We start from the raw sequence: 22,249 nt of genomic DNA on the forward strand, positions 1-22,249 counted from the left end.
GCACTGGCTATCACAGCCGCCAGTCTTATTTGGCGGTTTGTTTGCGTGTGCCTATGGAAATCGTTTCTCTTTTTCCGGAAACTCCACCTGTTCATGCTAATAGATATTCTCCGCGTTGAATACGCTTTCGTCTCCTTATGCGATCCCCATATGTATGTATTTACCAAAATGCTCAGGCTAGAATTCAAATAAAGTTCGACTTATTATAAAATTGCTGCAAATGTCCCAGATATCACTACATGCGGGGCGGATGGGGGAGAAAAGCGATGGCTTATCGGTCTTTACCGAACGTTCCGATCGGGTCGAACTCATCCAATTCCGGGTTTGGAGAATGAGATAGCGGGTGTCTCCGGTACCTTAAAAATATGCAAGAGATCTGTTAGTATCGATATCACCCGGCATAGTTCTAAGGGAGGGGAATAGTGCCTGTCTCTTCGGCATGAGCGACCAAAAATGAACAATCTGGTTAAAAACGAAAAATTGCAGATGGTTGTAGTCGCAACGGCCACGGCCATTGGCGCTGAATTTAAGATCCATCCGTTTCAAGGTGACGTTTTCCGCATCGGGTTCGGCGTCAGCACATTTTTACTTTTCTTGCTGTTCACCCGCCACTTGCCCTATATCAAAACAGGTATCATTACCGGCATCCTGAATGCAGTCCTGCAAAACAGCCTCGCAGCCGGCGCGTATTATTTGATTTATGCCTTCGGGATGAGCCGGATACAGAAAAGGCTGGACCGATTTCAGCCGCTCGTTCTGGGCGGGATCGTCACTGCAATCGATTTTGCATCTAATGTTACGGAGCTTTTACTGCACGGGCTAATGCTCGGCACCTACCGTTTTTCATTTCATGAATGGTGTTATTTGTTCATGGTGGCGATTTTGCGCAGCTATTTTATCATCGGCTTGTTCAGCAGCATCTCCATCAACCAAATGCGCGCCCTCCATGCTGAGCAGGAAAAGCGGATCAAGCAAATGCTGAATGTCGGCGCCGGCTTGTACGGGGAAGCCATTTATCTGAGAAAATCGATGGAGACGATCGAGCGGATTACCGCGAGCAGCTTTGACCTGTACCGCAAGCTGAAAAAGGATCGCCTGTGCGATTATAGCAGGCAGACCATCGCGGTCGCTCAGCAGCTCCACGAGGTAAAGAAGGACTCCCAGCGTATTTTGGCGGGCCTTCGAAAGCTTTACGATGATGAAATCGTATTCGATTTGACGTTAACGGAAATCGTTCGTTTCGTGGTTGAAGGAAACCGGGAATATAGTGAAATGCTGAAGAAAAAAATCGTTATCGAAGCGGAAACGGAAGTGAAGCGGGATTTGTGCAGGCCGGATTACTTTCCCCTGATGACAGTGCTGAACAACCTTGTGGCCAACGCCGTCGAAGCGATTGATAAACAGGGAGCGATCCATTTGAAAGTGTTTGAGGACGAGCGGGATTTTGTTTTTATCGTGAGGGATTCGGGCAGGGGGATCCCTGAGGAGCTTCGCGGCATTATTTTCGAGCCGGGCTTTACAACCAAGTTTAATGAGAAAGGCGTTTCGGCCAACGGTATCGGTTTGTCGCATGTCCGCGAGATTGTCCGGTCCTTCGGCGGTCATATTGCCGTGGAGCCGGCCGGCAGGTCCGGCGGGTCCCGGTTTGTCGTCCGTCTTCCCAAACCCGATGTAGAACAAGGAGGCCATCAAGATGTCTCTTAAGTTCGCGATCGTTGACGACGACGTGGCAAGCCGGAAAATGCTGCAAAATATTGTTGAGGATACCTCGCTTGGCGAAGTCGTCGGCTTGGCGTCCGGCGGGACCGAAGGGGTAGGGTTGATTCTTGACGCGTTACCGGACGTTGTTCTTATCGATTTGCTGATGCCCGATAAGGACGGGATCGAGACGATCATGGAGGCCAAGGAGCAAGGCTTTCGGGGGAAATTCATCATGATCTCGCAAATCAGTAATAAGGATTTGGTCGGACACGCCTACCAATCCGGAATCGATTTTTTTATTCATAAGCCGATCAACCGTTTGGAAGTGGAGGCCGTCTTGATGAAGGTGAACGAGCGGTGGAGATACGAGCGGTATATTTATGACATCAAACAAACGCTGGCGGCATTCGAAGGCATGGAGCAATTGCCGCTCCGCAATAGGCGGACCGTTCGCGATGTCATGTGTTCGATTCTCATGGAGCTGGGCATCGTCGGCGAAATTGGGAGCAAAGATATCGTTTCGATTATCGAAGATCTCATCGAGCATCCGCGTTCGTCCGGTTTCCCGCCTTTAAAAGAATTGTACGAAGCGGTGGCCAGTCGTTACAAGCAAAGCCCAAGCGAGATTGAAAAGGAGCGCAAGGCAATCGAACAGCGGATCCGACGAGCCGTCATGACGGCTCTGACGAATTTGGCTTCCATTGGCTTGACGGATTACGGCAATCCCAAATTTGAACATTATGCGCCTCTTTATTTTGATTTTGAGGACGTTCGGCGGAAAATGAGGGTGATGGAAGAGGATCCAAGCCAGGATAAAGGGAAAGTGAATATTAAAAAATTCCTCCAGGTACTTTATTTGGAAGTTCGGGAGAAGCTCAGAAAGTAGTATTCTCCGAAAAATCGATTCACCATGTTAGATAGTATAACGCTTACAATAGATGATGAGTGAGGATACGCGCGTGCCGATTGGAGGCTCGCGCGTTTTTTTGTGAATTTTCTGTCGGATTTCGTAAGATTTTGTAGGGCCGAATTTATCTTAATATTAAAGGAGGTCGTCTTTTATTACGAAATAAGTCATCTAACCAAACATGAACACTGTCTGTCCCTCGGATCTCAGTACTGAAAAACTGAACATGTACGAACCCGTTTATAGGGAAGAGGTGCAAGCGTGCGCGCTTCTTTCTTCCATAATGAAAAAATCAGGAGGTTACTCAGATGAAGAAATGGAAAAAAGGACTCGGAGCGGTAATGGTTACCGTGTTGGGGGCATCTTTGCTGGCCGGATGCGGCAGCTCCGGGAAGAACAGCTCCGCCGCGAGTGGCTCGGAGGGGGCGGGAGGCGACCTGACGGTCATTAAAATTGCCTCGCAATCGCCGTTGTCCGGCAGCAGCTCCGCCTACGGGGAATCGATTAAACTCGGCGGCCAAATGGCGCTCGAGGAACGCAAAGACGAATTCAAGAAGCTCGGCTTCGACCTGCAGTTTGTTCCTTACGATGATCAGGGTGACTCCAAAAAAGGGGTAGCCAATGCCGAATTGATCGGCGCGGACAAATCGGTGATGGCGGTGCTCGGACATTTTAACTCCGGCGTTTCGATTCCGTCATCGGTCGTATACGAGAAATATAGCATCCCAATGGTTTCTCCGGGGAGCACGGCGACGGATCTTACCGACCGCAAGCTGAAATCGGTGAACCGCGTTGTCGCCCGCGACGACTTTCAGGGACCGGCAGGGGCCGAGTATGCCGTGAAAACCGTCGGGGCCAAGAACATTTTCATTATTCAGGACCAGACGGCATACGGCAAAGGCATTGCTGACAGCTTCCAAAACGCGGCCAAAGAGCTCGGAGCCAACATTGTCGGCTATGAGGGCATTACCGTCGGTGAGAAGGACTTCAGCGGCGTGCTGAACCAGGTACTGAGCAAGAAGCCGGACTTCATTTACTTCGGCGTCCTGTATAACGAAGGTGGATTGATCGTCAAACAGGCCCGCGAGAAAGGCATTGACGTGCCGATTATGGGCGGAGACGGGATCGACTCCTCCGGCATGGTCGATGTTGCCGGCGACAAGCTGACCAATGTGGCGTACAGCTCTGTAGCCACGGACATCATCAAGTCGAACAAGGAATGGGCCGATAAGTATCACCAGAAATTCGGTAAAAATCCCGAGAACTACGCGGTATATTCTTATGACGCAATGAACGTTATCCTGAACGCTCTGACAAAGGCGATCGACGCGAACGGCGGCAAGGTGCCTGCTCGCGAGAAGGTTCGCGATGCGATTCGCACTACGACCGATTATCAGGGTATCGCGACGAAGGTAAGCTTTGATGACAAAGGTGACAACAAGTATGCCAAAGTGTTCATTTACAAATATGACGGTCCCCAATATCCAGGCAGTATGATCTCTGAGGTCGAACCGAAATAAGAACCTCGGGATGGATGGGATTGCTGCGCAAAAGAGGTATGCTGAATCGGCTGCCTCATTTGCGACTGAAATACGGAAAAGGGGTTTGAACATGATTTCGGAGATCCTGCAGACGCTTCCCCAGGTATTGGTCGACGGACTCGCGCTTGGAGCCGTATATGCCGTTGTCGCCATCGGCTACACGATGGTCTACGGTATTCTGGAATTCATCAACTTCGCGCATGGGGAAATTTTTATGACCGGCGCGTTCGCAGGAACGGCGGCGCTGCTAACTTTGAAGTCCGCCGGCTTACTGGGAGCCATGCCGGGTTGGCTTGCTTATTTGCTGGCATTTGTCATCGCTATGCTGTTAACCGGGATTTTGGGAATCGGAATTGAACGTGTGGCGTACCGGCCGCTTCGTAAAGCGCCTAAGCTGATCTCTTTTATTTCCGCGGTCGGCATTTCCTTCCTGCTTCAGGACATCGTCCGGTTTATCGCCGACCTGAAAACGGGCAATTTTATTGTGACAGGCATTACGCTTTACGACAGCAACCTCAAGGTCGCTGCTTCTTCTCTTTGGAGTGTTTTCGGCGATGCTTTTATTAAAACGAATACAATTATCGTGCTCGCTGCGGCCGTGGTGCTCATGATCGGTCTCGATTTGTTCGTGAACCGGACCAAATGGGGTGTCGCAATGCGCGCCGTCGCGCAGGACAGGGATACGGCATCGCTCATGTCGATCAACGTGAATAAAGTGATCGCGCTCACGTTTTTTATCGGTTCGGCGCTGGGTGGCGGCACTGGTGTACTATTCGCGCAGCAGTACGGCACGATTGACCCTTATATCGGCTTCACCCTGGGTATGAAGGCTTTCACCGCCGCCGTTCTCGGGGGCATCGGCAATATCCGCGGCGCGATGTTCGGCGGCATATTAATCGGTTTGATCGAGATGCTCGCATCGACGAATCTCGGGATTTTGACGGGCGGCAGTTTTGGTGCGGAATATAAAGACGTCATGTCCTTTCTAATCCTGATCGTTGTCCTGATCTTCAAGCCGGAAGGCCTGTTTGGCAAAGCCATCAAAGAGAAAGTGTAGGTGACAAGCGGTGAATAAATGGATATTCGTCCTCAGGCAAAATAAGCTCGTCCTAGCCGCGGTCTATGCGGTCTTTGTCATTGTCACGGCACTCAGCGTCTATTTATCGGATAAGTCGGTCGTTTCCTTTTTGCTGCTGCTCTCCTCCTTTTTGCTGCTGTACTATACTGCGTTCCCGAACACGGTGAAATGGGGGATTGCCGGCGTTCTTCTTCTGATCGTCATTCCGTTTGCTACCTCGGGCGGAGCTTCACACGAATCGTACATGGAAGTCGTCACGCAGTGTGGTATTTACATAGCCATGGCGCTTGGACTCAACATCGTGGTTGGATTCGCCGGGCTGCTCGACCTCGGGTTTATCGCTTTTTTCGCGGTTGGCGCGTATTCGTACGCCATCTTTTCGACCCCACAGGTGAGCAACTTTATTTCGGGCAATTTATTCCCGCTTTCCGGGTCTTGGTTCTGGTTATTCATTCTGCTCGGCGGGTTTATCGCCGCGCTGTTCGGCGTGCTTCTCGGCCTGCCGGTGCTTCGGGTAAAAGGCGATTATCTGGCCATCGTAACGCTTGGATTCGGCGAAATCATCCGGCTTATTTTCAACAATCTGTCCAAACCGGTGAATATCACGAACGGGGCGATGGGAATCTCGTCGATTCCGCCTCCGAATCTGTTTGGATTCCAATTTACGTTCCCGCACCAATTTTATTTTATTGTGATCGCGATCCTGGCCGTCGTCCTGTTCGGCGTAAGAAGGCTGGAGCACTCCAGGCTGGGCCGTTCATGGAAAGCGATTCGGGAAAACGAGATTGCGGCCCAGGCGATGGGGATTCCGGTCATCGGCACCAAGCTAACCGCCTTCGCCGTTGGCGCGTCGTTCTCCGGCATGATGGGCGTCGTGTTTGCCGCGAAGCAAACGTTTATCGATCCGACGAGCTTTACGCTGGTCGAGTCGGCGACGATTCTGGTTATGGTTATACTGGGCGGAATGGGCAGCGTTCCCGGTGTCATTCTGGGTGCCGCGATCGTGACGATTCTTAACCTTCAGGTGCTGACGGAGCTGACCAACTGGTTTAACCAGCTGACGTTGAACGGCATCGTGAACATCCCGAGCGCGCTATCGCCGTCGAAAATGCAGCGGTTACTCTTTGGCGTCATTCTCGTGCTGATGGCCATTTTCCGGCCGAACGGTCTCATTGCGGCCAAGAACCGCAAGGTAAACGAGGAAAAGCTGAAAGCGAACCTCCCCAAGGCGGCAGTTCCAATCGGGCAGTCGGCCAAGCAGAGCGGAGGTGCGTTCAAATGAGCGAGCTGAAAGTATCGAAGCTGATCAAGCGGTTCGGCGGCCTCGTTGCTGTGAACGGGGTAGACTTTACGTTCCCGGAAGGGAAAATATCCGCTGTGATTGGTCCGAACGGAGCCGGGAAAACGACTTTCTTCAATATGATTACCGGCATCTACATACCGGATGAAGGCGAAATCGAACTGGGCGGCAAATCGATCGTGAAGGTGAAGCCCCACAAAATTACGGAGCTGGGCGTAGCCCGTACGTTTCAAAATATCCGTTTGTTCGGAAGCATGACCGTCCTGGAGAACGTGATGGTCGGCATGCATATTCATCTGAAGGCGGGGTTGTTCGGCACGCTGCTTCGTCTGCCGGGAATCCGGCAGGAAGAGGAGGATTCCGCGGCGGAAGCCTACCGCCTGCTCGAATACGTTGGTTTGGCAGCCTACTTGAATGAGGAGGCAGGCAGTCTGCCTTACGGAGCCCAAAGGCGTCTGGAAATCGCCCGGGCGCTTGCGACCCGGCCGAGGGTGCTGCTGCTGGACGAACCGGCGGCGGGCATGAACCCGCGCGAAACGGCGCAGCTGATCGAGCTGATCAAGCAAATTCAGCGAGAGATGGGCATTACGGTCGTGCTGATCGAGCATGACATGAAGCTCGTCATGGAGCTGTCCGAATATATTCTGGTTCTGGACTACGGCACGAAGATTGCCGAAGGGGTCCCGGAGGAAATCCGGTCCAACCCCAGAGTCATTGAAGCCTATTTGGGCAAAAGCGCAGTCCGGCAGGAGGTGATGTCATGAGCTTGCTTGAGCTTCATAAGGTGCATGCTTATTACGGCGCAATCGAGGGACTTAAGGGAATCTCTCTTTCGGTGAACGAGGGCGAAATCGTCACGCTGATCGGTTCGAACGGCGCAGGCAAGTCGTCGACCCTGAAATCGATCTGCGGCCAGGTGAAAATCAAAGGGACGATTCGATTTGGCGGCCAGGACATTTCCACCCAGCCACCGCATCAGACTGCACTGGACGGCATTGCGCACGTTCCAGAGGGACGGCGCATTTTCCCGAGGCTGACTGTGAAGGAAAATTTGGAGATGGGCGCGTTCTCGGTCAAAGACAGGAAAATCGTGAAGGACAGAATGGAGCGCGCTTTCGGTTATTTTCCGCGCCTAAAGGAACGGCTCGGCCAGCTTGGCGGGACGATGAGCGGCGGCGAGCAGCAGATGCTCGCGATCGCCCGGGCACTGATGATGCAGCCGAAAATTTTGCTTCTCGACGAGCCGTCCATGGGACTCGCTCCGATCATCGTGGAGCAGATCTTCGATATCATTCAGGAGCTGAATCGGACGGGAATGACCGTTCTGCTCGTGGAGCAAAACGCGTATCAGGCGCTTCAAATCGCCCATCGCGGCTATGTCATTCAGACCGGAGAAATCATCATGGAAGACGAGGCCCGCTTGCTGCTGCAAAGCGAGCAGGTCAAGGAGGCTTATCTGGCCTGACATGCGTCCAATCCTATACGGTATCCTGGCTTCCTTTTTCTTCTCCGCCATCTTCGTACTGAACCAGGCGATGAAGTTTTCCAATTCAGGATTTGGAACGGCAACTCGGCGTCCGGCTCTACGACAGGTTATTTGGAATAACGAAAGGGTTGTCTCTACATAGAGGCAACCTTTTTTGTTATTGCCTTCCGTTTTGCATTTGTATACAAATTCATTATATCCTTAGCCCCAATAACACGCTTATGGGCTGGCGGCCATACAATGGGGAAAGAACATTGAAGCTGGAGGTATTCTAATCATGAAAATGACGCTGGATCTTGCCAAATTGCTGCTCGACGCAGCCGAGAAGAAAGCCAAGGAAATGGGGCTGGCCCAGGATATCGCCATCGTGGACGACGGCGCGAATCTGGTCGCCTTCCACCGGATGGACCATGCCCGGCTGGGGGGCATTGATATCGCCCAGAACAAAGCCTGGACCAGTGTGGCCCTGCAATTGCCAACCTCGAATCTGTCCAGGACGGCCCAGCCCGGGCAGCCATCCTTCGGGATTAATACGACGAATCAGGGCCGGGTGGTCATCCTGGGGGGAGGCATCCCGTTAAAAGCAGGCGATGTCATCATTGGGGGCATCGGGGTCAGCGGAGGGACAAGCGAGCAGGATATCCAGGTGGGGGAGGCCGCGGTGCAGGCCTTTGACCGCTGGCTGCACCGGTCAGACCTCCGGAACATCTCGTTTCGGATTGGATCGAATCAAGCGTAAGGGGGCTTAAAGAACGCTGGAATCGGTCACAATAGAAAACCCTCCGTCCAGCCTGCATGTGAGGCGGTTTGGAGGGCTCTGCTTAACTATGGTGGATCAGAACGCCCAGTTACCCATACGGAATACAGGTTCCCTTCGGCCGTCCGCCGTAATCCCGTCGATGTCCATGTCGGCGGAACCGATCATGAAGTCCACGTGGATTATGCTGTGATTCAGCCCGGCACGGTCAAGCTCTTCCCGGGTGAGCGAGGTTCCGTTCTCGATGCAGGTCGGGAAGGCTTCGCCCAGGGCCAGATGGTTCGATGCATTTTCGTCAAATAGCGTATTGAAAAAAATAAGCCCCGTCTCCGAGATCGGCGAGCGATGCGGCACGAGCGCGGCTTCGCCCAAATAGCGGGCCGACGCGTCCATGTCGAGCATGCCCTTTAAAAATTCATAACCCTTCTCTGCCGTAAAATCGACGACTTTTCCGTCCTCAAACGTCAGGCTGAAGTTCTCGATCAGGTTTCCCTGATAGCTGAGCGGCTTGGTGCTACGGACAGTTCCCCGGGTCCCTTCCCTGCGGGGCGAAGTGAATACTTCCTCCGTCGGAACGTTCGGGTTGAACTCATTGCCCGCTTCGTTCCGGGCGGTACCGCCGTTCCAGACATGATGCTCCGGAAGCTCGATCAACAGGTCGGTGCCCGGAGCTTTATAATGAAGCTGCTTGTACTGCTTGCGGTTTAAATATTCGCGCTTGCTGCGCAAATTTGCATTATGTTCGTTCCAAGCCTGGATGGGATCGCCGCCGCTTACGCGGGCGGTTTGGAAAATCGCCTCCCACAGCGCCTCAACCGCGGCTTCCGGTGCCAGATCCGGGAAAACCCGCTTCGACCAGCCTTCGGACGGAACGCCGATAATGGACCAGGTCATTTTGCTTGCGGACATATACTCGTGCCACTTGGAGAGTGCGGCGCTTGCCGCCTTGGAATGGGCTGAGATCCGCTTGGGGTTCACGCCTTTCAGCAGCTCGGGATTGGCCGATTCGATAAAGAGAAATGCTCCGTCGTTCTCGGCGAACTCCTGAACCCACTTCGCTCTCCATACCGGATACTCCTCAAAAGCCTCGTCAGGAGCGAGATGATATTTCAGCTGCGTGCTGATTTCGTCCTGCCACTCAATATGAACCAGCTTCGCTCCGGCGTGATACGCCTGCTTGGCGATCATGCGCACAAACTCCGGCACATGGATCGGAGCGCTGATCCACAAGGACTGCCCCGGCTGAATATGGACCGCAACATGGACGGCGAGCTCGGCGTATTTTTCCAAACGGTCTAAAAAACTCATGGACTTTTTCCTCCCCGACTTCGGCAGATTATAACAATCTACTAAGGATTCGCCCTTTCTTCGCCAGTTCCTTCCAGCTTTCGCGCCGCCGGAGGTCTCCGAACAGATACCATACGTGTATGATCTTGTCTAAACAGGAGGGAATGTAGAAGGACATCGGGCTTTTTCCGCGAATTAGGAAGGGAGCAAAGCAAGGGGGAGACGCCATGAAGAAACAACGGCCCATCTATGTGCAAACCGATATCGACACAACGATGGATAAGCTATGGGAATATACCCAGAACCCGGTTTTGCATACCGCGTGGGATGCCCGGTTTACGGAAATTTCGTATTTGCCGCGGGCAGAGGAAGAGCCTCAACGTTTTCTGTACCGAACCCGGATCGGCATGGGGATCGACATTGCAGGCGAGGGAGAATCGGCGGGACAAGTGGAGAAGGAATCCGGGGACCGGGTTTCCTCACTAAAGTTTTGGACGCATAACCGGCTGTCGCTCATCCGTAAGGGCAGCGGGTATTGGAAGTATACGAACAAAGACGGCGGTATCGGCTTCGAGACGCTGTACCAATATGAGTCGGCTTTTGGCGCGGCGGGGCGCCTTGCTGATGCCTACCTGTTCAGGCCGCTGCTCGGATGGGCGACGGCTTGGAGCTTTGACGCTTTAAAAATGTGGCTGGAGCAGGGATTTCATCCGAAGCTGCTTCTCCAGCGTTTTCTCACGTACTGGACCGTGTGCGGGGTAATCGCCTTTGTATGGCTGTACCACGGCCTCGTTCCCAAGTTAATCATGGCCCATCCGGACGAAATTCGCATGATGGAGGCTGTAACCGGGAGCATGGGCAGCGGCGTGGCGATGATCCGGATGGTCGGCATACTGGAAATGCTCTTTGGGCTCGTGTGGCTGCTGCCGCTGTATAAGCTGAAGCGCCCGCTGTTTATTCTCCAGATCGTGGCCATCTGCGGTCTGACCGTCTCTGCGGGAATCGGGGACATCGGCAGTTTCGTCGCCCCGTTTAATCCCGTGACGCTAAACGGAATGCTGATCATCCTGTCGCTGATCGGCTACGGGAACAGCCGTCATCTGCCCAGTGCCGCCCGCTGCCGCCGAAAGAAGGCGGGTGACCTATGAAATCGATCTATGAACAGGCGCTCGGCGATACCTATCAGCTGCTGCATCCCAAGCTGCAGGAGCGTTACCGGCTGACGGGAGATGCGGTTTTTGCCGGGGCCGGCCGGATGGAGGAGATCAGCGGCGGTTCGATCGCCGTGCGGGCCATGATGATGCTCGGTATTCCTGCCCGTCTCTTTTTCCCCGAACGGGGCCGGAACATCCCTTTCGTCATTCACAACAAGGTATCCCGGGATGCAAAGGGCCAGGAGACGGTGCATTGGGATCGGACGTTTGATTTCCGGGGAAAAAAGCGCCATTTCGATGCCGTGATGAAATGGGACGGCGAGGAGGAGCAAATCCTGGACCTGTTCGGTAAGCCGGCGCTGCTCGGCTCCTCTCTGTCCCTCCACGTGGACGACAAAGGAGCCATGCACATCAACTCAAGGAGCCAATGGCTGCCCTTGTTCGGCATGCGGATCCCGCTTCCCCGGGTTTTTCACGGGGCGGCCCAGATCGTGGAGTCCTACGATGAGGATCGGCAGTGCTTCCGGATCCGGGTGCATGTGCGCAATCCGCTGTTCGGCACCCTTTTCGCTTATAAGGGAAGCTTTACGGGAACAAGGAAAGACGGGAGCGGAGGAAGCCGGAATGAAGCGTAACGCATGGTTCGGATTGCTGCTGTATGTGATGTTTCTCGGTGTCAGCGGGCGGCAGCTTCAGGTGCTGGAAGCGGTGCTGATGCTGGCGGTCATGGTGCTGGTACCGGGTTTCCTGATGCTCGTAGATGCCCGCCTGCGAAACGGGAAAACGATGGCTTTGTACAAAATCATGACGGTACTTTATCCCCCGGCCGCCGTCTGTGCGGCACTCTCCTTCATGGAAGATATCCCGCTGTTATGCCTCCCCTGGGTGGCTTTTACGGTGATTACGGCGCTGTATGGGCTGAGACGGCTGCTGGAGCGGGGGCTGCATCCGCTTGCCGAAACCGCGGTGGATTTCGGACTGATGTACTTGGCCGGGGGCGGCTTCTGGTTCCTGGCCGCGTCGTTGCATCTGCGGGTGATGGATTTTTCGGACGTGCTCATCATGCTGACAGCTGTTCATTTCCATTACTCTTCGTTTATTATCCCGGTCCTGGCCGGGTTGTTGGGGCGAAAAATAACGGATAGACGGAGGCTGTATTTGACCTCGACCGTCATCATCATGCTAGCCCCGGCCGGCATTGCGCTGGGCATTGCTTTTTCGACCGCCCTTGAGTTCATTCTGGTGGCGGCGTACCTGGCTGCTCTTTACGGCTATGGACTGCTTGTCTTTAAAGCCTCCTTTACCCGCCGGGCCGCCAAATACCTCATATCCTTTTCGGCGCTCGTATTGATGGTGACGATTCTATTCTCCCTGGTTTACGCAGCCGGAAGGGCGATGGGGTTCGGGAGCCTCTCGATCAACCGGATGATCTGGATTCACGGCTTCATGAACGCGATAGGTGTAGCTCTACCGTCGCTTGCGGGCTGGCTGCTGGAGGGAAACTTCCCGAAGGAGAGCTATTATGGCAAACCGGTAAGCTCCATCACCGGCGGAAGGCATATCGGGCGCCACTTCTTAAGCAGGAAGGGAATCCTCGACGACACGGCGTCCTATTCAGGGCTGGTCGACCGGATCGACGGGTTTGACTCCGTCTCGTTTCGTGCCCGGAGGCTGTCGCCCGTCATTCGGGATTTCTATGAGCATACCGATCAGTACGCGATGAAGGCCGACATCCGCTGGGCCGGGTGGTTTTGGCCGCTGGCGGTGGTCTACCAAGCCATCAGCCGCCGGATCGGACAGATCCATCTGGGCACGTTCAAGGGGTGGCAGGGGATGTACGGCCGGGTTCTTCCGGTGGCGTCGGGCAAGGACGGCAGACAGCGGGTTCGGGCATGGCAGCGTTTGAACGGGCAGGGAGAGGCGATTTTCATTGCGCTCTATTCCCTGCATTGGTTCGGAGACGAGCCCTACATGAATATTGCCCTGCCGCTGCCGGGCGCCAATATGACCGGGATGCTGCGGCTGTATAATGAAGGCTCCGGGCTCGTTTTGACCAGCGCCCACAGCCCGGCTCACCGGGGCGATGAGGGCATTTATCTGCATGCCTCATGGTTCACGATGCGCCTGCCCCTGAAGGAAACCTTCTGGATCCGGGAGGCGGAGTCCGGACAGCGGCTGACGGCCCGCCACCGGATGTGGATTTTCGGTCTCCGTTTCTTGGATATCCGGTACGATATTCAGCGGTCCGGTTGAGGCCGCGTATGGATAGCGGCGTTGACATGTATGTCCCATGGGATATAATGCTAAAAGGAAGATGACCGAAAGATCAGGTATTGGAGGATTATTGTCATGAGCCAGGACAGGGAGCCGCTGTACATTCAAATTCAAAACCATTTCAAGCAGTTGATTGCTTCCAGGCAGCTGAAGGAAGACGACCGGATTCCGACCGAGAAGGAGCTGATCGACCAGTTTCAGGTGAGCCGGATCACCGTGGCCAATGCGCTGGCCGAGCTGGCTGGCGAAGGCTGGATCTATCGGATTCCGGGCCGGGGAAGTTACGTCAAGGGCGTGCCTGAGAAGTACATATCGGGTAATCCGGTCTCCCTCGTCTCTGAGGTCAAATCGTCGTCGGCTCCCAAGATCGGGCTCGTGTTCCCTTCCATTGAAGATTATTTTGCCATCCAAATGGTACGGGGGATCCGCAGCGCGCTGTCGGGGAGCAAGTACTCGCTGGTCGTCATGTTCACTTACAATTCCAAGGAACTGGAGAAGGAAGCGATCCGCGAGCTCCGCAGCACAACGGACGGGCTGATCATTTTTCCGGTGGATGCCGAGGTGTACAGTGAGGAAATTATCGCGCTGAAGATGCAAAATTACCCGTTCGTGCTCCTGGACCGGCATCTGCCCGGCGTAGAGACGAACGTGGTCCTGTCCGATCCGGCCCTGGGTTCCATCCTGGCGGTGGATCATCTGTGGGAGCTGGGACACCGGAACATTGCGATATGCTCGGATTCTCCAATACCGACGGTTACAGTCGATGAACGGATTCAAGGGTATAACGAAGCGCTGAAGAACAAGGGCGCGATGATCAATCCTGCTTTGATTCTTACCGATTTCAGCATTCCGACGGGGCCTTCCCGTACCGATCATCCGCTGTACCGCTTCCTCAAGAGCCGGATGGCGACGGCGTTTATCGCGCTGAACTGCAAGCTCGGAGTCAATCTGTGGTCCATGGCCAAGGAATTGGGGCTGGATGTCCCGGGAGACCTGTCCATCGTCACGTTCGATAACCCGAGTCCCATGCTCGAGGAGCTCAGTGTATTTACGTATATCGATCAAAGCGAGGAAGAAATGGGGCGCGAGGCGGCAAGCCTGCTGCTGGACATTTTGGAAGGGAACATCAAGGACGTCAAGTATACGAAGCGGATTTTTAAACCCCGTCTCGTCATTCACCATACGACAGGCCCGGTATAACCAGGTGAATCGGAAACGGCATTTCTTGCAACAAGAGATGCTGTTTTTTTTGTTTTATATTAAACATAAATGCTATATTATATATATTAATACGAGCAAAACTTATTGCTGATGTGCTGTAACCGACGAAGCAGCAATTTATTACTCCGGAATTTCCGGGAGCATGCATGGCCGGAGACGGAAGGATGCAGAAGGGGAAAAGGTGATCATCCATGAGATTTATGATTGAAAAGCTGGAGCGGCGCATTCAGGAGCTGGCCGGGCTGAGATACCGGGACCGCAAGCCGCTGGAGAACATGCATATCGTACCGGATGTGGACGGTTTGGCGGAAGCGAAAGCCGCCGCAGGCAGCCAGCCGGTCGTGAAGGTAGGGGACCGCTGGGGAGGAAGGGACCGCTACGCCTGGTTCATTGCCGACGTGGTGTTTCCCGCATCGTGGCGGGCGCAGGACGTCGTAGGACTGATCAAGCTTGGAGAAACGGGCGGGGGCAACTGCAGCGGTTATGAAGGCCAGGTGTACCTGAACGGAGAGCCGGCGCAGGCTGTGGACCGCAACCATGCCGAGCTGTTCTTTCCGGCGCAGGCCGTGGACGAAGGGCGCGTGGAGCTGGCCATCCGCGCATGGAGCGGGCTGACGCCCCCGAACGGCAGCCATATGCCGTTTGACCACCGGATCGATGTGCTGGAACTTGCGGTGCTGGATGCGGCGACCGACGATCTGTACTATACGGCGCTGCACATGCTGCAGACGGTGAAGCTGCTGGACGAACGCGCCCTGGAAAAGCAGGCGATGACATCTGCGCTGGAGGAGGCGTTCCGGCTGCTGGACTGGAGCGCGCCGGGATCGGACCGTTTCTACGCCTCCACCGAGCAGGCGCTGTACGTGCTGAAAGAGCGGCTGGAGGCGATTCCGCGCGGCCCGCGGCCGCAGATCACCGCGGTCGGCCACTGCCATATCGACGTCGCCTGGCTGTGGCGGCTGAAGCATACGCGTGAGAAGTCCGGGCGCTCATTCTCGACCGTGCTGACACTCATGGACCGCTTTCCGGAGTATGTCTTCCTTCAGTCCCAGCCGCAGCTGTACGCTTATTTGAAGAAGGATTTTCCGACGCTGTACGAGAAAATCAAGGATCGCGTGAAGGAAGGCAATTGGGAAGCGACCGGGGCGATGTGGCTGGAATCGGACTGCAACATTCCTTCCGGGGAGTCGCTGGTCCGGCAGCTGCTGACGGGCAAGCGCTTCTTCAAGAGGGAGTTCGGCGTCGATAACCGCGTCTTATGGCTGCCGGACGTGTTCGGATACAGCTGGGCGCTGCCGCAAATTTTGAAGAAGAGCGGCATCGACTACTTCATGACGACCAAAATCAGCTGGAGCCAATACAACCGCTTCCCGTACGACACGTTCATGTGGCGCGGCATCGACGGAACCGAAATGCTGACGCATTACATCACGACCCCGGACAATGACGGCAGCTGGTTCTATACGTACAACGGCAACATTACCGGCTCCTCGATTCAGGGATTGTGGGATAACTACCGGCAGAAGGACATCAACGAGAATCTGCTGCTCGCCTACGGCTGGGGCGACGGCGGCGGCGGCCCGACCCGGGATATGCTCGAAGCGGCCCGCCGTTATGAAGACATGCCGGGGGCGCCGCAGGTGAAGCAGGGCGGAGCGGAAGAATTCTTCGAACAGCTGGAGGAGCGGGTCAAGGATGATCCGCAGCTCCACTTGTGGGATGGGGAGCTGTATCTGGAATACCACCGCGGGACCTATACGTCCCAGGCTTATAACAAGCGGATGAACCGCCGGATGGAACAGCTGCTGCACAACGCGGAGTTCGTAAACACGCTGGCGCTGATCCTGAATCCGGGCTATGCCTATCCGGCCGCGGGCCTCGCGGACAGCTGGGAGATCGTGCTGCGTAACCAATTCCACGACATCATCCCGGGCTCGTCTATTCACGAAGTGTATGAGGACAGCCGGATCGAGTATGCTGAGGCCGAGCAGCTGGCCGTGCAGGTGCTTGAACAGGGGCTGTCGCAGTTTAACGCCGCGGGCCGAGGGGAAGCGGCTACACAGCCGGACTCCGCCAAGGCGGAAGGGAAGGGCCTGCCTGTCCGGATTTTCAATCCGCTCGGCTGGTCGCGCTCTTTCGTCAGCGAAGTTCCCGTGGAAGGAGCCGCACAGATGGTGTGGTATTCCGCAGCCGGAGAAGAGCTGCCGACCCAGAGCATTCCAGCACAGGAGGGTGAATCATCCCGCGTACTGGTTACCGTGAAGAATGTGCCGGCCTACGGATACACGACCATTTACGGCCGCAGCAGTGGGGCGGGCACCCCAGGTTCAGCTTCCGCTGCAGGCGCGGCAGCGGCTGAGACGGATTGGCAGATCACAGGGGACGTCGTGGAAACGCCGTTCTACAGCATCCGCCTGAATGAAGCCGGTCAGCTGGTATCGCTGTACGACAAGCAGGCGGACCGCGAAGTACTGAAGCCGGGCGAGCCGGCCAACGTGCTGCAGGTGTTCGAGGATAAGCCGATGGCGCACGACGCCTGGGATATCGATATTTTCTATCAGGAAAAAATGCGGACGGTCGAAGACCTGAAGGAACTGTCCGTCCTGGAGGAAGGCCCGCTGCGCGGCGTGATCAAGCTGGTGTATGCGTATCAAAACTCCACCATTGAGCAGCGGTTCACGGTGTACCGGGACGACCCGCGGATCGATTTTGTGACCAAAGTGGATTGGCACGAGCACCAGCAGCTGCTCAAGGCTGCATTTCCGGTCGACATCCGCTCCACCAAAGCCACTTACGAGATCCAGTTCGGCAACGTGGAGCGTCCGACCCACTGGAACACGAGCTGGGATTACGCCCGGTTCGAATCCGTGGCGCAGCGCTGGGTGGATCTCTCCGAGGGCGGCTACGGCGTCAGCCTGCTGAACGACTGCAAATACGGGCATGACATCCGCAACCACGTCATCCGCCTCAGCTTGATCAAATCCGCCCTCTATCCGGACGGATCCGCCGATCAGGGCGAGCACGAATTTACGTATTCGCTGTATCCGCACCGCGGCGGCTGGTATGAGGGCGGGACCCATCAAGCGGCCTGCGGCCTGAATACGCCTCTGCTGGCCGTGCCGGTACAGGAAGGCATCCTGCCGGAGGCGCTCAGCCTGGTGAAGGTGGATCAGCCGAATATTATGATCGACACGGTCAAAAAGGCCGAGGATAGCAACGATATCGTCATCCGTCTGTATGAATACGGCGGCATCCGCACCCGCGCCCGGGTCGAGCTGGACCTGCGTGCCGGTACGGTCAGCGAAGCGGCCGAGACGAATTTAATGGAAGAAGGCGGCGAGCCGTTAAGCGTATCGGGCAACGGTACAGAGCTGCGGTTCAAGCCGTACGAAATCAAAACGCTGGTCGTATCGCTGGCGCGTTAACCGCCAGCAGCATACGTTAGTCCATACGCACCAACACAAGCAAGCCCAGCCTCACCCGTAAAGGGGGAGAGCTGGGCTTGCTTTCTTTGTCACGGCCAGAGCCGATTAGAGCGTCTTGGCCTCCAGCCGCCGGGCAATGATCGAGAGAATGTAGTTCACGATGAAGTACATGGCGGCGGCGAAGATGAGGGCCGGGATGACGTAGTTCGGGCTGTGCCCCTGCAGGATCTGCACATTGTGCATGAGCTCGGGAAGCGAAATGATGACGGCGAGCGACGTATCCTTGAGCAGCGAAATAAACTGGCTGACCAAGGGCGGAATCATGCGGCGCAGCGCCTGCGGCAGAATGATATGGCTGAGCGTCTGCATGTAGCTCAGCCCCGAAGAGCGGGCTGCCTCGATTTGTCCCCGGTCAACGGAGTTGAGCCCTCCTCGGACGATCTCCGAAATCATGGCCCCCTCGAACAAGGTCAGGCCGACGACTGTCGCCCAAAAGGGGGACATCTTGATGCCGAGCTGGGGGAGCACGATGTACATGAAGAAGATGATCAGCAGCAGCGGCAGGTTCCGGATAATATCGACGATAGCTGCGACAATCCGGGAAAACACCGGGATTTTGGCGTAACGCAGCGTTCCGAGAACGGTTCCCAGCACGAAGCTGAACACAATGGACAAAACCGCGACCTCGATCGTAACGAGAAACCCCTCAAGCAGAAACTTGACGTTGGGTAGGGAATAAGCACCTATAAAATCCATGGCGGCATCTTCTCCTCTTGCCAGAATAAAGCCCCTTTAACGGTCAGCCGAGCGGAACCGGCGTTCCATGTAATGGACCGCAAAGCTGAGCGGAAGCGTAAGCACCAGGTAAAAGACGGCGACGATCGTATACACGGTCAGGGGCAGGAAGGTGTCGGAGTTGATCAGGTCGGCGTAATACATCAGGTCCAACCCGGTCACGACGGCCAGAATGGACGAATTTTTAACGAGATTAATAAACTGGTTGCCGATGGCCGGCAGCACAATCTTGATGGCCTGGGGCAGCACGATGTGAAGCATCGTCTGGATGTATGACAGCCCCGTCGCGCGGGCGGCCTCGGTCTGGCCGGTCGGTACGGACTGGATGCCGGCGCGGATGGCTTCTGCGATGAATGAAGCGGTGTATACCGTCAGCCCGAGCGTCCCCGAGGTAAAGCCGTCCAGCGGCAGTCCGAGCGACGGGAGCCCCAGGAAAAAGAAAAATACGACGAGCAGGAGCGGGATGTTGCGGATAAACTCAACATACACCGTTCCGATCACATTCAGGGCCCGGACCGGTGAGATTCGCATCACGGCGATGATAACGCCGAGCACGAAGCTCCCGATCAAGGCGAGGACGCTGGCTTCAATCGTGTGGATAAAGCCTTCGGCAAAGCGGTCCCAGTGGTTAAACAAGACATGAATGTCAAATTTGCCCGGCATGGCCTTCGTCCTTTCTTAAAGGTTTTCAGGGCTCTCCGCAGCGTGCCAGAAAAGGCATCGAATCAAAGGCCCTACTCAGGTTTGACACCCATCCACTGCTCATACAGCTTGTCGTATTCGCCGCTGTCCTTCATTTCCTTGAGCAGATCGTTGACGGTCTTCACAAACTCGGCGTCGCCTTTTTTGATGGCGATCCCGTAAGGCTCGTCGGTGAAGGTGCCGCCGACCAGCACGTAGTTCGGATCCTGCTTTTGCATGCCGAGCAGGATGGCGTTGTCGGTCGTCAGGGCTTCCCCTTGGCCGGCCTTCAGCGCGGTAAACGCGTCCTGATAGTTTTCAAACTCCAGTACGGTGGCATCCGGTGCCTTTTCGCGGATGTTTTTGGCCGAGGTAGAGCCTTTGACGGTCAGAACCTTCACGCCTTTTTTCAAATCCGCCAGGCCTTGGATGTTGCTGCCTTTTTTCACGAGCAGGGATTGGCCCGCTTTAAAATAGACGTCGCTGAAATCGACCTGCTGCTTGCGCTCCTCGGTGATGGTCATCGTGGCGACGATGAGATCGATGTCCCCGTTCTGCAGCAGCGGAATGCGGGTTTTGGACGTTACTTCCTTCAGCTCGACTTTGGTCTCATCGCCGAGTATTTTTTTGGCCAGCGCCTTGGCGATGTCGATGTCAAAGCCTTCCACGTTGCCGGAAGTCGGGTCCTTCAGACCGAATAGCTTGGTGTCGTATTTTACACCGGCGATAAGCTTGCCGCGGGCCTTGATCGCTTCCAGCGTACCGCCCTTGGCGGACGTGTCCCCGCCGTCGTCCTTGTTGCCGCTTGCGGTCGTGTCGGTCGAGCCGCCGCCGGTGGCGGCTGTAGGCTCATTCTTTGAGCCTCCGCAGGCTGTGAACACCAGGCACATCGCTAACAGGATAAAACCAACACTCCACCTCAAAGGCTTTTTCATGAATTTAATAACCCCTTTCCTTGAGCTTTCGGCTGAATTTAATGATGGATCAGCCGGCTGAGAAACGTCCGCGCGCGCTCTTCCCGCGGATGGTCGAAGAAGCTTGCCGCCGGGCCTTCCTCGATGATTTGACCGTTGTCCATAAATACGACACGGTCGGCAACTTCGCGGGCGAACCCCATCTCATGCGTAACGATGACCATCGTCATCCCGTCGTAGGCGAGAGAGCGCATTACATCCAGCACCTCGCCGATCATTTCAGGATCGAGGGCCGATGTGGGCTCGTCGAACAGCATAATCTTCGGATGCATGGCCAGGCCTCGGGCGATCGCGACTCGCTGCTGCTGTCCCCCCGAGAGCTGGGAAGGATAGCTGGACGCCTTATCCGCAATGCCGACGCGGGTCAGATATGAGGTCGCACGCTCGGCCGCCTCCTCTTTGGAGAGGCCCAGCACCTTGACCGGCGCAAGCACAATGTTGTCGATTACCGTTTTATGGGGATACAGATTAAAATGCTGAAAGACGATGCCAATCTCGCGCCGGAACCGGTTAATGTCGATCTTTTTGTCATGAAGCGCCGTTCCGTTCACATAGAGCTCGCCCGACGAGATTTTTTCCAGCCGATTAATGCAGCGGAGCAGGGTGCTCTTGCCGGAACCGGACGGTCCGATGATCACGACTACTTCGCCCTCTTCGATCCGAAGGTCGATATTCTGGAGGACATGGAAGCTGCCGTAAAATTTACTGACGTTCTTGAATTCGATCAGAAATATACCTCCCTTCCTATGTAACCTTTAAGGAGCAAGTCGGCCCGACGTGCTCGTAACACTATATTGCAGGAAGTCCGATAAAATATCAACATTTCCCAAATCCTTGCATTTCGGTGATTTCTGTGGTACACTGTATTCAGTTCTAAAATTTGAAACCAATTCACATATTGAAAAGGGTATCATGTTTACGATGGAACTTTTTTCAATGTGTGAATTTTTTTTAGCTTTATTTAAAAGAAGGATCATATTAAATTTCAATTTTTGGAGGTACAGCCCCATGCAAACAGGTACAGTTAAATGGTTTAACGCCGACAAAGGCTTCGGTTTCATCGAAGTTGAAGGCGGAAACGATGTTTTCGTACACTACAGTGCAATCACTGGCGATGGTTTCAAAACGTTGGACGAAGGACAACGCGTCCAATTCAACGTGGTTGAAGGCAACCGTGGACCACAAGCTGAGAACGTAGTGAAACTGTAACATCAACAAGCGGCTGCCCTTAACAGAATCGTTAAGGGCAGTTTTTTATATAGACCAAGCAGGCTTGTCCAAGATCCGTTCTTGGCGGAGGTTGACTGCTGCAGGGCGTCCGTTTATACAGTTTGGTTTTATACTTCATAAAAGGGGGACTGAGCATGAACTACCGCAAAAAGTCGATGGAGGAAATACCTGAGGAAAATACAGCGATTTGGTCCTGTACGAAGGAAGGGTGCAAAGGGTGGATGCGCGACAATTTCGCCTTTGAGCATGAACCGACCTGCAGGTTGTGCAATTCCCCGATGGTCCGGGATACGAAGATGCTTCCTGTTCTGAACAATTCGAGTGCCGACCAGAAATCGGCCAAGAAGGGCGTCAAGATTGATTCCTAAGCAGTGAACCCGTGTGAAATCATAGATTAACCCGATATAAACGGCAAAAAGGCCTGCACATCGTGCGGGC

At 54.9% G+C, this 22,249-nt stretch carries 21 protein-coding genes; 16 read left to right on the forward strand and 5 right to left on the reverse strand.

Features of this window, described 5'->3' with window-relative positions; all coding sequences use genetic code 11:
• Nucleotides 1-453 precede the first annotated feature (453 nt).
• The 9 genes from FHS19_RS23390 to FHS19_RS23425 all read left to right on the forward strand — a co-directional run bounded on the left by FHS19_RS23390 (nt 454) and on the right by FHS19_RS23425 (nt 8,752).
• On the forward strand, nt 454-1,704 hold the full coding sequence (locus FHS19_RS23390) for an ATP-binding protein (protein ID WP_183584216.1): 1,251 nt from the start codon (nt 454-456) through the stop codon (nt 1,702-1,704).
• A complete protein-coding gene (locus FHS19_RS23395) occupies nt 1,694-2,587 on the forward strand; it encodes a response regulator (protein ID WP_183584217.1) in 894 nt (297 codons plus the stop codon). Before FHS19_RS23390 ends, FHS19_RS23395 begins: the two co-directional genes overlap by 11 nt.
• A gap of 329 nt (nt 2,588-2,916) precedes the next feature.
• Entirely contained in the window at nt 2,917-4,128 is a 1,212-nt protein-coding gene (locus FHS19_RS23400; RefSeq protein ID WP_183584218.1) for a branched-chain amino acid ABC transporter substrate-binding protein, read from the forward strand.
• A gap of 91 nt (nt 4,129-4,219) precedes the next feature.
• The gene (locus FHS19_RS23405; protein WP_183584219.1) at nt 4,220-5,206 is read left to right on the forward strand and encodes a branched-chain amino acid ABC transporter permease; all 987 of its coding nucleotides are present in this window, start codon (nt 4,220-4,222) and stop codon (nt 5,204-5,206) included.
• A 10-nt stretch (nt 5,207-5,216) separates the two neighbouring features.
• Complete coding sequence (locus FHS19_RS23410) at nt 5,217-6,509, forward strand: branched-chain amino acid ABC transporter permease (protein WP_183584220.1); 1,293 nt, start codon at nt 5,217-5,219, stop codon at nt 6,507-6,509.
• Nucleotides 6,506-7,291, forward strand: a complete 786-nt coding sequence (locus FHS19_RS23415; RefSeq protein WP_183584221.1) for an ABC transporter ATP-binding protein — start codon at nt 6,506-6,508, stop codon at nt 7,289-7,291. Before FHS19_RS23410 ends, FHS19_RS23415 begins: the two co-directional genes overlap by 4 nt.
• Nucleotides 7,288-7,992: an ABC transporter ATP-binding protein gene (locus tag FHS19_RS23420; RefSeq protein WP_183584222.1), complete on the forward strand. Its 705-nt coding sequence runs from the start codon at nt 7,288-7,290 to the stop codon at nt 7,990-7,992. The genes FHS19_RS23415 and FHS19_RS23420 overlap by 4 nt, the downstream gene beginning before the upstream one ends.
• A gap of 1 nt (nt 7,993) precedes the next feature.
• A complete protein-coding gene (locus FHS19_RS35880) occupies nt 7,994-8,155 on the forward strand; it encodes a multidrug resistance efflux transporter family protein (protein WP_512699194.1) in 162 nt (53 codons plus the stop codon).
• 135 nt (nt 8,156-8,290) lie between these two features.
• Nucleotides 8,291-8,752 carry a GlcG/HbpS family heme-binding protein gene (locus FHS19_RS23425; RefSeq protein ID WP_221224078.1) on the forward strand — a complete coding sequence of 154 codons (462 nt, stop codon included), beginning with the start codon at nt 8,291-8,293 and terminating at the stop codon, nt 8,750-8,752.
• A 96-nt stretch (nt 8,753-8,848) separates the two neighbouring features.
• Here FHS19_RS23425 and FHS19_RS23430 read toward each other — a convergent pair whose 3' ends face one another.
• Complete coding sequence (locus FHS19_RS23430; RefSeq protein ID WP_183584223.1) at nt 8,849-10,078, reverse strand: aminopeptidase; 1,230 nt, start codon at nt 10,076-10,078, stop codon at nt 8,849-8,851.
• Between the two features lie 206 nt (nt 10,079-10,284).
• Between FHS19_RS23430 and FHS19_RS23435 the strand changes: the two genes are divergently transcribed.
• The 5 genes from FHS19_RS23435 (at nt 10,285) to FHS19_RS23455 (ending at nt 18,131) form a co-directional block, all read left to right on the forward strand.
• Entirely contained in the window at nt 10,285-11,205 is a 921-nt protein-coding gene (locus FHS19_RS23435) for a DoxX-like family protein (RefSeq protein WP_183584224.1), read from the forward strand.
• Entirely contained in the window at nt 11,202-11,846 is a 645-nt protein-coding gene (locus tag FHS19_RS23440; RefSeq protein WP_183584225.1) for a DUF4166 domain-containing protein, read from the forward strand. The genes FHS19_RS23435 and FHS19_RS23440 overlap by 4 nt, the downstream gene beginning before the upstream one ends.
• The gene (locus FHS19_RS23445; RefSeq protein ID WP_183584226.1) at nt 11,836-13,464 is read left to right on the forward strand and encodes a YndJ family protein; all 1,629 of its coding nucleotides are present in this window, start codon (nt 11,836-11,838) and stop codon (nt 13,462-13,464) included. The genes FHS19_RS23440 and FHS19_RS23445 overlap by 11 nt, the downstream gene beginning before the upstream one ends.
• A 96-nt stretch (nt 13,465-13,560) precedes the next feature.
• Nucleotides 13,561-14,685, forward strand: coding sequence for a GntR family transcriptional regulator (locus tag FHS19_RS23450; protein ID WP_183584227.1), 1,125 nt, complete (start codon nt 13,561-13,563; stop codon nt 14,683-14,685).
• Nucleotides 14,686-14,897: 212 nt separating this feature from the next.
• Nucleotides 14,898-18,131, forward strand: coding sequence for an alpha-mannosidase (locus FHS19_RS23455; protein WP_183584228.1), 3,234 nt, complete (start codon nt 14,898-14,900; stop codon nt 18,129-18,131).
• Nucleotides 18,132-18,236: 105 nt separating this feature from the next.
• Here FHS19_RS23455 and FHS19_RS23460 read toward each other — a convergent pair whose 3' ends face one another.
• The 4 genes from FHS19_RS23460 to FHS19_RS23475 all read right to left on the reverse strand — a co-directional run bounded on the left by FHS19_RS23460 (nt 18,237) and on the right by FHS19_RS23475 (nt 21,309).
• A complete protein-coding gene (locus tag FHS19_RS23460; protein WP_183584229.1) occupies nt 18,237-18,887 on the reverse strand; it encodes an amino acid ABC transporter permease in 651 nt (216 codons plus the stop codon).
• 36 nt (nt 18,888-18,923) lie between these two features.
• Nucleotides 18,924-19,589 carry an amino acid ABC transporter permease gene (locus FHS19_RS23465; RefSeq protein WP_183584230.1) on the reverse strand — a complete coding sequence of 222 codons (666 nt, stop codon included), beginning with the start codon at nt 19,587-19,589 and terminating at the stop codon, nt 18,924-18,926.
• Between the two features lie 71 nt (nt 19,590-19,660).
• A complete protein-coding gene (locus FHS19_RS23470; RefSeq protein WP_246426777.1) occupies nt 19,661-20,542 on the reverse strand; it encodes an ABC transporter substrate-binding protein in 882 nt (293 codons plus the stop codon).
• Between the two features lie 38 nt (nt 20,543-20,580).
• The gene (locus tag FHS19_RS23475) at nt 20,581-21,309 is read right to left on the reverse strand and encodes an amino acid ABC transporter ATP-binding protein (protein WP_183584572.1); all 729 of its coding nucleotides are present in this window, start codon (nt 21,307-21,309) and stop codon (nt 20,581-20,583) included.
• A gap of 280 nt (nt 21,310-21,589) precedes the next feature.
• On the opposite strand from FHS19_RS23475, the gene FHS19_RS23480 reads away from it, so the two are divergent.
• Both FHS19_RS23480 and FHS19_RS23485 read left to right on the forward strand, forming a co-directional pair.
• Nucleotides 21,590-21,790: a cold-shock protein gene (locus FHS19_RS23480; protein ID WP_076172675.1), complete on the forward strand. Its 201-nt coding sequence runs from the start codon at nt 21,590-21,592 to the stop codon at nt 21,788-21,790.
• 155 nt (nt 21,791-21,945) lie between these two features.
• The gene (locus tag FHS19_RS23485) at nt 21,946-22,179 is read left to right on the forward strand and encodes a cold-shock protein (RefSeq protein ID WP_076172678.1); all 234 of its coding nucleotides are present in this window, start codon (nt 21,946-21,948) and stop codon (nt 22,177-22,179) included.
• Nucleotides 22,180-22,249 lie beyond the last annotated feature (70 nt).

The organism is Paenibacillus rhizosphaerae (assembly GCF_014192015.1).
GTDB lineage: Bacteria > Bacillota > Bacilli > Paenibacillales > Paenibacillaceae > Paenibacillus_AQ > Paenibacillus_AQ rhizosphaerae.

Excerpts from the sequence above, each read along its gene's own strand:
- FHS19_RS23390 (WP_183584216.1), top strand. The coding sequence starts at position 454 with ATGAACAATCTGGTTAAAAACGAAAAATTGCAGATGGTTGTAGTCGCA.
- FHS19_RS23395 (WP_183584217.1), top strand. The coding sequence starts at position 1,694 with ATGTCTCTTAAGTTCGCGATCGTTGACGACGACGTGGCAAGCCGGAAA.
- FHS19_RS23400 (WP_183584218.1), top strand. The coding sequence starts at position 2,917 with ATGAAGAAATGGAAAAAAGGACTCGGAGCGGTAATGGTTACCGTGTTG.
- FHS19_RS23405 (WP_183584219.1), top strand. The coding sequence starts at position 4,220 with ATGATTTCGGAGATCCTGCAGACGCTTCCCCAGGTATTGGTCGACGGA.
- FHS19_RS23415 (WP_183584221.1), top strand. The coding sequence starts at position 6,506 with ATGAGCGAGCTGAAAGTATCGAAGCTGATCAAGCGGTTCGGCGGCCTC.
- FHS19_RS23420 (WP_183584222.1), top strand. The coding sequence starts at position 7,288 with ATGAGCTTGCTTGAGCTTCATAAGGTGCATGCTTATTACGGCGCAATC.
- FHS19_RS35880 (WP_512699194.1), top strand. The coding sequence starts at position 7,994 with ATGCGTCCAATCCTATACGGTATCCTGGCTTCCTTTTTCTTCTCCGCC.
- FHS19_RS23425 (WP_221224078.1), top strand. The coding sequence starts at position 8,291 with ATGAAAATGACGCTGGATCTTGCCAAATTGCTGCTCGACGCAGCCGAG.
- FHS19_RS23430 (WP_183584223.1), bottom strand. The coding sequence starts at position 10,078 with ATGAGTTTTTTAGACCGTTTGGAAAAATACGCCGAGCTCGCCGTCCAT.
- FHS19_RS23435 (WP_183584224.1), top strand. The coding sequence starts at position 10,285 with ATGAAGAAACAACGGCCCATCTATGTGCAAACCGATATCGACACAACG.
- FHS19_RS23440 (WP_183584225.1), top strand. The coding sequence starts at position 11,202 with ATGAAATCGATCTATGAACAGGCGCTCGGCGATACCTATCAGCTGCTG.
- FHS19_RS23445 (WP_183584226.1), top strand. The coding sequence starts at position 11,836 with ATGAAGCGTAACGCATGGTTCGGATTGCTGCTGTATGTGATGTTTCTC.
- FHS19_RS23450 (WP_183584227.1), top strand. The coding sequence starts at position 13,561 with ATGAGCCAGGACAGGGAGCCGCTGTACATTCAAATTCAAAACCATTTC.
- FHS19_RS23455 (WP_183584228.1), top strand. The coding sequence starts at position 14,898 with ATGAGATTTATGATTGAAAAGCTGGAGCGGCGCATTCAGGAGCTGGCC.
- FHS19_RS23460 (WP_183584229.1), bottom strand. The coding sequence starts at position 18,887 with ATGGATTTTATAGGTGCTTATTCCCTACCCAACGTCAAGTTTCTGCTT.
- FHS19_RS23465 (WP_183584230.1), bottom strand. The coding sequence starts at position 19,589 with ATGCCGGGCAAATTTGACATTCATGTCTTGTTTAACCACTGGGACCGC.
- FHS19_RS23470 (WP_246426777.1), bottom strand. The coding sequence starts at position 20,542 with ATGAAAAAGCCTTTGAGGTGGAGTGTTGGTTTTATCCTGTTAGCGATG.
- FHS19_RS23480 (WP_076172675.1), top strand. The coding sequence starts at position 21,590 with ATGCAAACAGGTACAGTTAAATGGTTTAACGCCGACAAAGGCTTCGGT.
- FHS19_RS23485 (WP_076172678.1), top strand. The coding sequence starts at position 21,946 with ATGAACTACCGCAAAAAGTCGATGGAGGAAATACCTGAGGAAAATACA.